Raw genomic sequence first — 9296 nt, 5'->3', positions numbered from 1 at the left:
ATAAAAAAATCCCCTCCAGATAAAACAGTATTGAGTCCATCATATCAGATGGACTCTTTTTTTACTGTCTACCTATAGGGGATAATACCACGCTCATTGCTTTTTTTGTTTAACTTGCTTTATCCAAGTCTCTTTTAAAACGTGGTTTCTCTAAATAAGTTCCCAGTCTCCACACATATTCCACTGGCCCCATCCGGTATTTTTGGAGCCAATAGGTGCTAACGAATAATTGAATCGTATAAATTCCGATGGTTAAAAGAATACCGAAGAAATAGCCAATTTTCCCGTATAAGCCAAATCCATATGCGTAAAAAATGGTTGTTGCGATAATAGATTGTGCTAAGTAATTACTAACGGACATTTTCCCTATGTTCGCCATGTATGTTAGTAGACGGGTTGCTTTTTTGTAATGGAATAATAAAATGATTGTGCTTCCGTAAAAGAAGGTCATAGTTACTGGTGTAAGGCCATCTTGTAACATAATTAAAAGCGGGTGCTTTACAAACATAGCTAAGATTTTAATTGTAAAAGAGAAGAGACCGGTGGCAAACCATATTTTTTTGACAGCATGTATATGTTTATTGACCTCAAATAGCCAGCCTTTTTTCCCTACATACATTCCGAATAGGAACAGTGGACACATAAAAATTATTGCGAAAACTGATATGAAAAATAATCCGAATGCACCGTCAATTCCCATGTAATCAAAAGGATTTTCAGTCAATCTAAAGTTGACGTGATCCATATAGCTTCCAGTTTGATGGACTTTATGTTCTTTTTCAGTATAAGGTGCAAAATCATCTATATTTGTAGATGGATCAGTTTGATAAGACATAAGTGTAATAAGTGCGAGTAGAATAATCGCCCAAATGAGCAAAGTTTTCGGTTTTCGATTGATGAACATCATTAAGAAAATCCCGATTATTCCGTATGCAAATAAAATATCGCCCTCCCAAACAAAAGTGCCGTGAATGTAGCCTAGTAGTAAAAGAATGATAATACGTCTTATGTATGTGGGGAAGAATTTTTTTCCTTTTGCGATAATACTTTTTTGTAACAAAATAATGCTAAGCCCAAATAGAAAAGAAAATAGGGATATAAAGTTATGTGTGCCGAAGAATTGAATAAACCAATTAGCGCCTTTATCAAGATCACCGAATAGATAAGTTGGTTTTTCACTGGTGAAGAACCCGAATTGAATTAATGTCATATTGACTAGTAAAATGCCAAACAAAGCGAAACCACGAATTGCATCAACAGCTTCTACACGTTGATTCATTTTTCCTCTCCTCGTATATTCGTTTTTATATTGAAAATAATACCATTTTATAGCTGGCACTATGTCAAATATGAGGAAATTTAAGGTGATTTTAAGATAGAGAGCAAACAAAAAAATCACCTTAATACATGTATTAAGGTGATTGAAATATTATTCAGCTGGAGGCGTAAATGTACGTTTCTCTAATTCAGCATCTAGCATAAACAGTGCGTTTGAATCGCTTGTAATACGTTTTAATTTTTGAATGATGCTATCGAATGAAGCTTCTTCTTCAACTTGTTCGTCAACGAACCATTTTAAGAATGTAATTGTTGCATGTTCACGCTCGTCCCAAGCGATATCAGATAAGTTATAAATACGTTTCGTTACTTCACGCTCGTGCTCAAGTGCGACTTCAAAAGCGTTTAATACAGATTCGTATTCGTTATTTGGATTATCAAATCCAGTAATAATAGCGCGCTCTCCGCGGTCATTAATATAGTTGTAAAGCTTCATTGCGTGGAAACGTTCTTCTTCAGCTTGTACAAGGAAAAAGTTAGCGAATCCATCATAGCTCTCAGATGTACAGTAAGCAGCCATTGCCATATAAGCATGGGCAGAGTAAAATTCAAAGTTCATTTGTTCATTTAATGCGTCGTGCAATTTTTTTGATAACATAAAATCCCCCTTAGTATTGTGACAAGAATATTATACCATAATTGATAATATTCTCATTTAGATACTTCGAACCTTTTCGAAAGCTTTGTGACGTGTGCGTCCATAATGTCTTGTAAGTCTAAATCATATTTTTGCGAAAGAATAATAAGGTTAGATAGTACATCGCCAAGTTCTTCTTTTAGTTCTTGTTTTAGCTCTTCTTCTGTTTTCGCATCTTCATCAGGGCGATCGCGGCCAATTTCAATAGCACGAACGACTCGTGAAACTTCCCCAACTTCCTCGGTTAAGAAATTTAAGCGAATAAAGGCATTATACTGTGACCAGCTTCGTTTTTCGTAAAATTCCTCAACCCATCTTTGAAATGCAACGATATCCATTTCTTCCTCATCTCCTCAATATGTTGTACAATGTTCATTGTATCATAACAATATATAGTTTCGGGGTGTAGGGATGAGAAAGATTTGTGTGTTTGCAGGTTCTAATTTAGGGGAGAGACCAGAATTTAAAGAGCAGGCAATTCAGTTAGGTAAAATGTTTGTTGAGAACGACTATGAGCTCGTATACGGTGGTTCATGTGTCGGATTAATGGGAGAAGTAGCAAACGAAGTTCTTCGTTTAGGTGGACGTGTAACAGGTGTTATGCCACGCGGTCTATTCCGAGGAGAAATTGTGCATACAGGATTAACAGAATTAATTGAAGTAGAGACGATGCATGAACGTAAAGCGAAAATGGCAGAGCTTGCAGATGCTTTTATTGCGCTTCCAGGCGGATACGGAACGTTTGAAGAACTATTTGAAGTTGTATGTTGGTCACAAATTGGTATACATAATAAGCCGGTTGTTTCACTCCTTCATTCGAGGCAAAAAGCGCCTCGTAATCAGGAGTTCCAACACCCTCCTGTTCTGAACGAGCCGCTTCCGCTTTTAATTATTATTGATTCAAGAACGCACGTAGCATCCAAGCGTGTTTTTCTAGTTCTGTGTAGATGCCTAGTAGTAGGTCAGATGTCATTTCATCGTCAGAGTCTTGAGCGATTTCCATGCCTTTTTTCAGTTCGACTAGCATCATTTCGTAGTCTTTCATGATTGCTTCGACCATCCCTTCTGCAGTTTCTCCGTATGCTGCTTCTTGAATAGAAGATAGTTCTAAGTATTCTTTCATTGTTGCTACTGGTTTGCCGCCAATTGCTAAAATACGTTCTGCAATTTCATCGATGTGAGTAGCTGATTCTGTGTAAAGTTCTTCGAATTTCTCGTGTAATGTGAAGAATTGAGGTCCTTTTACGTACCAATGGAAGTTGTGAAGTTTTGTGAATAAAACGCTCCAGTCTGCTACTTGTTTGTTTAATACTTCGATTACTTGTTTGTTCATTATGATCAATCTCCTTTTGAGTTGTTATGTGATATCAATTACTAATTTATAATCATTATAATCTAGTAATCTCTATAAATCAACCCTTTTGCTGGAATTAATTTGAACAAATTATGAACTGTTGTAAATAAAAGGCCCTATTACGGTGAAGTAATAGGGCCTTTGTTTGAGATATGGCTCTTGTTCTAAACGAGCCGCTTGTGCTTTTAATGATGTCCAGCTTCGGTGGCTAGAACAGTCGGTCATTTCGCGCCTTCCTGTGAGACAAAGAACGTCTCTTCGTCAGGAGCTCCAATGCCCTCCTGTTCTGAGCAAGTCACCTCCGCTTTTAATGATATCCAGCTCCAGCGGCTAGAATCTCCGGTCATTTCGCTCTCTCGCTCGAAGCAAAAAGCGCTTCAAGGTCGAGAGCTCCAATGTCCTGCGATTCTGAACGAGCCGCTTCCGCTTTTATTTGTTAAACAGCCTTTTGTTTTTCTTCTACATCTTGCCCATCCCAGCACTCTGTATTCTTTAAGCCAGGGATAGAGTTTGCAACGAAGACAGGATCTTTTCCTTGTTTCTTTTGCTTCAAATAGTCTACTAATGCAGCATAAGCAAATTTGCTAAGGAATGAGATGGCAATTAAGTTTGTGAATACCATTAGTCCCATGAATAAATCAGCTAAACTCCAAACGGTTTTAAGAGCAGCGATTGATCCGAAGAATACCATTCCGACAACTGCAACACGATAAATCATTAACCATGTTTTACTTTCTTTAATGAATGCGATATTTGTTTCACCATAATAGTAGTTTCCTAGAAGTGAACTGAAAGCGAATAGGAAAATAATAATCGCTAAGAAAGTGCTTGCCCACGGTCCAATTTGTGAACTTAATGCGTTTTGTGTTAATTCGATACCTTCTAAATTTGATCCTTTGTAAAGTCCAGAACATAATACGATAAATGCTGTTGATGTACATACTAAGAATGTATCTACGAAAACGCCTAACGCTTGAACAAGCCCTTGTTTTACAGGGTGAGATACATCAGATGTTGCGGCTGCATTAGGAGAACTACCCATTCCTGCTTCTGTAGCGAATAAACCGCGCTGAATTCCGAACTTGATTGCTGCTCCAATACCACCAGCGATGGCTTGGTCTAAACCGAATGCACCATTAAATATTTCTATAAAAATGCTTGGTAACATACTGAAGTTGTTAATTACGACGAAAATTGCCACACCAATATAAATAATTGCCATTGGAGGAACAATCATTTCTGTAATACGTGAAATGCTTTTGATACCACCGAAAATAATAACTGCAACTAATAAAGCTAATAGAGCTCCTACAAGAGTTCGCTCTAGTCCAAAAGCATTTTCAAACGCTATTGCTACTGTATTCGCTTGCACTGAATTGAAAATTAATCCGTACGCAACTGTAATAAGAAGTGAGAACCAGACGCCCATCCAGCGTTTGTTTAACCCTTTTTTCCATGTAATATGCTGGTCCACCACGGAACCTACTTCCATCTTTTACTTTATAAATTTGCGCAAGTGTACATTCTACAAAACTAGTAGCTGCTCCGATAATTGCGATAAACCACATCCAAAATATTGCGCCAGGTCCACCCATTGAAATTGCTAATGCTACACCAGCTAAGTTTCCGATACCGATACGTGCTGCTGCACTTAAGCAAAATGCTTGGAATGGTGAGATGCTATCTTTCTTTTTTTCTTTTCGATTAAACCCTTTACTAATTAAGCTGACCATCTCACTGAAATGAGTAATTTGGACAAATTTTAATTTAAAAGAGAAGTAAAGACCGAAGCCGATTAGCATTGCAATAAGAATATATGACCATAAAATATTATTCGTTACCTCAAGGAATCTGCTAAAGATATCAACCATATAATACACTTCCTTTTTTTCGTAATAAGAAAATTATATGCAAAAAATATACGAGAATCAATTTTTCTAAAAAGTTATGTTACTTAAAGTGTTTTGTGTTATGATTATGTTACATCATAATATTTTTAGAATTATTTACATTTTAAAAAACTAAATTTAAAGCGAGAAGGTGGGGCTAATTTGAAAGAAGATTTTTTATGGAAAGTAAGCCTTCAGAGTTTGAAAATGAGAAGTAATATATTTTTTATCATTACATCTTTAAGTATCTTTTTAGGGTCCACTTATTATTACAATAAAAGATTTCCAAATCACAAATATCCTGAGTGGTTAGAATTTCTAAAGTTGATTGGATGAATAAAAGGCAGAAAAACAGAAAATTAAAATAAATAAGTTATGGAGGAGCTAAAAATGAATATTAGAGAAAGTGAACTTCCAGGTATTGGTTATAAGTTTCAAATCGTTACGAAAGGTAACGAAAAGATGGTAATTGTCATTCATGATGATGGTCGTAGAGAAATGTATCATTTTGATTCAGATCATGAAGAAAGCATCTCAAGTATTTCACTACGTGACTCAGAGGCGAGACAAATCGCTGCAATATTAGGTGGAATGGTATATAAGCCTAGGGCGTTAGAAAATGTTGAGATGGTTTTTGAAGGTTTAGCGATTGAGTGGTTCAAAGTGGAGAATACAGCTCCATCAATCGGAAAAACAATTGGCGATCTTGAAATAAGAAAAACATATAGCGTAACGATAATCGCGGTTATGAAGAAGAACATGAAGAAGCTATTTAATCCAGGACCAGAAACAGTAATTGAAGAAGGAGATATGCTTGTAGTATCAGGTGAGAGAGGAGAAATTAAAAAAATCATTAATGAATTACTTTCAAATAGGGGGGACTGATTAGATGGATACGTTAATTTTTGAAGTTGGTACAGCTTTAGTTTTAGTGGCAATTGCAGCAGTAATTGCTGGGAAATTTAAATTCTCAGTAATTCCTTTTCTAATCGTTCTTGGAATGTTAGTAGGACCGCATGCACCGACAATAGGTGTTATCGATCTCAAATTTATTGAAAGTGCAAGTGTAATTTCCTTCCTTGGACGAATTGGGGTTCTATTCCTTCTATTCTATCTAGGATTAGAATTTTCAATGAAAAAACTAATTAAATCTGGACGATCTATTGCGATTGGCGGAACGATTTATATTTTAATTAACTTTTCACTTGGTTTGTTATACGGATTTATAATGGGATTCCCATTACTAGAAATCTTAATTATTGCGGGTATTATTACGATTTCTTCTAGCGCTATCGTTGCTAAAGTGTTAGTGGACTTAAGAAGAACTGGTAATAATGAAACCGAATTAATTTTAGGAATTATTATGTTTGAAGATATATTCCTTGCTGTATATTTATCAGTTGTTTCTGGTTTAGTACTTGGGGATCACGCTTCCTTCTTAGGTGCCCTTACTTCAATTGGAATTGCTTTAGGATATATGCTTCTATTCTTTATAGTAGCTAGAAAGGCTACGCCGTTATTAAATAAATTGCTCAATATTAGCTCAGATGAAATCTTTATTATTGTAGTATTTGCCTCATTATTCTTCATTGCTGGTTTTTCAGAAACAATTCACGTTGCAGAAGCAATTGGAGCACTTCTTCTAGGATTAGTTTTCTCTGAGACAGAGCATAGTGACCGAATTGAACATCTTGTTGTTCCATTTAGAGACTTTTTCGGAGCTATTTTCTTCTTCAGCTTCGGGTTAAGTATTGATCCGTTCTCATTAGGCGGAGCGATATGGTTAACGTTAGGTGCTGTCCTTCTTACGATAATCGGTAACTTTGTAGCAGGAATGATTGCAGGAAGACAAGCTGGATTATCTCATAAAGCATCAACAAATATCGGATTAACAATCGTTTCAAGAGGAGAGTTCTCCATCATTATGGCTAATATCGGTATCGCTGGTGGTTTAATGTCAGTACTGAAACCATTCTCAGCACTATACGTGCTTATACTATCCATTTTAGGCCCACTTCTGACAAAGGAGTCGAAGAATGTATATAAATTCTTAAATAAAATCTTTAAGTGGGATATGAAGAAGAGCTGAATTTTTTAAAATCAAAGTACAAGATATTTATGAAAAAAGGGATTTATGTCGACATAGATCCCTTCTTTATTGGCATTTTTTCAAGGATGAAAGAATACGTTTAATATTTGCCATATTGTGGCATACATATAGGGAAAGGGAGTTTGGAAAGGGGAATAAAGAAAAATGGAACTCCAGTTTCAAAATGTATATCAACAGGTAGAGAATTGGTATGTGTTGGATTCGGAGCTTCCTTGGGATGTCAAAAAGCTGAGAGAGGATTTGTGTTCTCTTATTGAAGTATGTAAAACGCCCGTTATTTTTTGTGATACGTGCGATGCAAATGATGTACTTCTATCATTAGGGGAAGAGGAAGAAGAGTTCCTATTCCCAGTAGGTGGTTTTTATCATAAAGAAAAGCAATTAATTTTCGTTTGTATGTGGGAAGAGTATGAGCAAGTTCTCAAAACGCTACTGCATGAATTTCGCCATGCGATGCAGCATAAGAGAGATATATTGTATGTGGGAAGTGAACGGTACGAAGAGCGGTGGATTGAAAAAGATGCGAGGAAGTTCGCGGAGAGGAAATTGGATGAATATAAGAGTAGAAAGTTAATGTAAAGCATAGTGGAGAAATAGCGCTGTGCTTTTTATGCTTATTAAAAATAAGTATTTGACTTTTATTAAGTTTAGTTCTAAACTAATGATATGAAACGAGCGAGGTGATGAAATGAAAACAGAAGATAGACTAGGGCTACTATTATGGTTTCGTTTGTCACGCTTTTATAATAAGAGTATTCGTGAGACGAATCAGCATTTGAAAAAATGGAATATATCTGCCGCCCAGTTTGATGTGTTAGCTCAAGTTGGAGGACATAATCGTTTAACGCAGCAAGAACTTGGAAATAAGCTATTTGTTACGAAAGGAAATGTAACGCAGCTTTTAAATAAAATGGAGCAGCTTGAGTGGATTTTGCGTGAACAAGAGGGTACTACGAAATATATTTCTTTAACAGAAAAGGGAAGAGCTTTATATGAGGAAATCGTCCCACCTCAAGAAACGTTCCAAGCAGAGAAGTTTCATAATTTAAATATAGAGGAACAAAAGCAATTATTAACACTACTAAAAAAGTTACAGTAAGAAAAAATTTTAAAATAAATCTCGAATTCGAGATAGTATGAGGTGAAGGATATGTTTAGAAAAGTTGATCATAAAAATATGGGCAGAGCAAATCATGGTTGGTTAAATACACATTTTCATTTTTCTTTTGCCAATTACTATAATCCAAATAACATGAACTTTGGAGCGTTACGTGTTATTAATGATGATCTAGTAGCGGCGCAAACTGGTTTTGATATGCATCCACATCGTGATATGGAGATTATTTCTTACGTTGTAGATGGTGCTTTAACACATGAAGACAGCATGGGAAATCGCGGAACGATTGAGCGTGGACATGTTCAATATATGAGTGCTGGCACGGGTGTATTTCATAGCGAGCATAATTTAGGCGATGAAACGCTGCGTTTATTACAAATTTGGATTTTACCAGACCGTGCAGATCATAAACCAAACTATGGTGAGTTTAAATTTGATTGGAACAAGCGTGAAAATGAATGGTTCCATATGGTATCTTCAGTAGAAGGAAATGCACCAATTCAAATTCACCAAGATGCGAATTTATATTCCTTATCATTAGAGGCTGGAAAAGAAATTCATTTTCCAGTGAAAGAAGGCCGTCAATTGTACCTTGTACAAATTGAAGGAAGCAGTGTAATCAATGGTGAAAATCTTGTTATGCGTGATGCAGCAGAAGCGGTAGAAGAAGATATTCATATTGAAGCAAAAGAGCAATCTCATTATTTAGCAATTGAATTGAAAAAACAATAAAAGGTTTATAGAAAAGAGGACATCCGATAGTGGTATTATCCCCTATAGGTAGACAGTAAAAAAAGAGTCCATCTGATATGATGGACTCAATACTGTTTTATCTGGAGGGGATTTTTTTA

At 36.0% G+C, this 9296-nt stretch carries 9 protein-coding genes and 2 pseudogenes; 6 read left to right on the top strand and 5 right to left on the bottom strand.

The genetic code is table 11. The features are described 5' to 3' along the window. Nucleotides 1–109: 109 nt before the first annotated feature. The 3 genes from MR169_RS27560 to MR169_RS27550 all read right to left on the bottom strand — a co-directional run bounded on the left by MR169_RS27560 (nt 110) and on the right by MR169_RS27550 (nt 2313). Entirely contained in the window at nt 110–1279 is a 1170-nt protein-coding gene (locus MR169_RS27560; protein WP_016118859.1) for a DUF418 domain-containing protein, read from the bottom strand. A 150-nt stretch (nt 1280–1429) separates the two neighbouring features. Next, nucleotides 1430–1936 carry a ferritin gene (locus tag MR169_RS27555; protein WP_000949406.1) on the bottom strand — a complete coding sequence of 169 codons (507 nt, stop codon included), beginning with the start codon at nt 1934–1936 and terminating at the stop codon, nt 1430–1432. 53 nt (nt 1937–1989) lie between these two features. Next, nucleotides 1990–2313, bottom strand: coding sequence for a MazG nucleotide pyrophosphohydrolase domain-containing protein (locus MR169_RS27550; RefSeq protein ID WP_000355749.1), 324 nt, complete (start codon nt 2311–2313; stop codon nt 1990–1992). Nucleotides 2314–2386: 73 nt separating this feature from the next. Here MR169_RS27550 and MR169_RS27545 point away from each other — a divergent pair. Further along, a pseudogene (locus MR169_RS27545) lies at nt 2387–2776 on the top strand (LOG family protein); the annotation flags it as partial. Between the two features lie 91 nt (nt 2777–2867). On the opposite strand, the gene MR169_RS27540 reads toward MR169_RS27545, so the two are convergent. Both MR169_RS27540 and MR169_RS27535 read right to left on the bottom strand, forming a co-directional pair. Continuing rightward, a complete protein-coding gene (locus MR169_RS27540; protein WP_001041895.1) occupies nt 2868–3308 on the bottom strand; it encodes a Dps family protein in 441 nt (146 codons plus the stop codon). Nucleotides 3309–3765: 457 nt separating this feature from the next. Beyond that, nucleotides 3766–5200, bottom strand: a pseudogene (locus MR169_RS27535) (alanine/glycine:cation symporter family protein). Nucleotides 5201–5608: 408 nt separating this feature from the next. On the opposite strand from MR169_RS27535, the gene MR169_RS27530 reads away from it, so the two are divergent. The 5 genes from MR169_RS27530 to MR169_RS27510 all read left to right on the top strand — a co-directional run bounded on the left by MR169_RS27530 (nt 5609) and on the right by MR169_RS27510 (nt 9177). Beyond that, nucleotides 5609–6103, top strand: coding sequence for a cation:proton antiporter regulatory subunit (locus MR169_RS27530; protein ID WP_242320368.1), 495 nt, complete (start codon nt 5609–5611; stop codon nt 6101–6103). A gap of 4 nt (nt 6104–6107) precedes the next feature. After that, complete coding sequence (locus MR169_RS27525; protein ID WP_000380222.1) at nt 6108–7307, top strand: cation:proton antiporter; 1200 nt, start codon at nt 6108–6110, stop codon at nt 7305–7307. Between the two features lie 165 nt (nt 7308–7472). After that, complete coding sequence (locus tag MR169_RS27520) at nt 7473–7907, top strand: DUF3920 family protein (protein WP_000422797.1); 435 nt, start codon at nt 7473–7475, stop codon at nt 7905–7907. A 109-nt stretch (nt 7908–8016) separates the two neighbouring features. Next, entirely contained in the window at nt 8017–8427 is a 411-nt protein-coding gene (locus tag MR169_RS27515) for a MarR family winged helix-turn-helix transcriptional regulator (RefSeq protein WP_000845467.1), read from the top strand. Between the two features lie 51 nt (nt 8428–8478). After that, nucleotides 8479–9177 carry a pirin family protein gene (locus MR169_RS27510; protein WP_086392861.1) on the top strand — a complete coding sequence of 233 codons (699 nt, stop codon included), beginning with the start codon at nt 8479–8481 and terminating at the stop codon, nt 9175–9177. Nucleotides 9178–9296: the final 119 nt, after the last annotated feature.

This window comes from Bacillus cereus group sp. BfR-BA-01349, from assembly GCF_022663795.1.
GTDB classification, from domain to species: Bacteria; Bacillota; Bacilli; order Bacillales; family Bacillaceae_G; genus Bacillus_A; species Bacillus_A cereus.
Note: the sequence above shows the minus strand (reverse complement) of the source record. Positions and strands in the feature narration are given on the sequence as shown.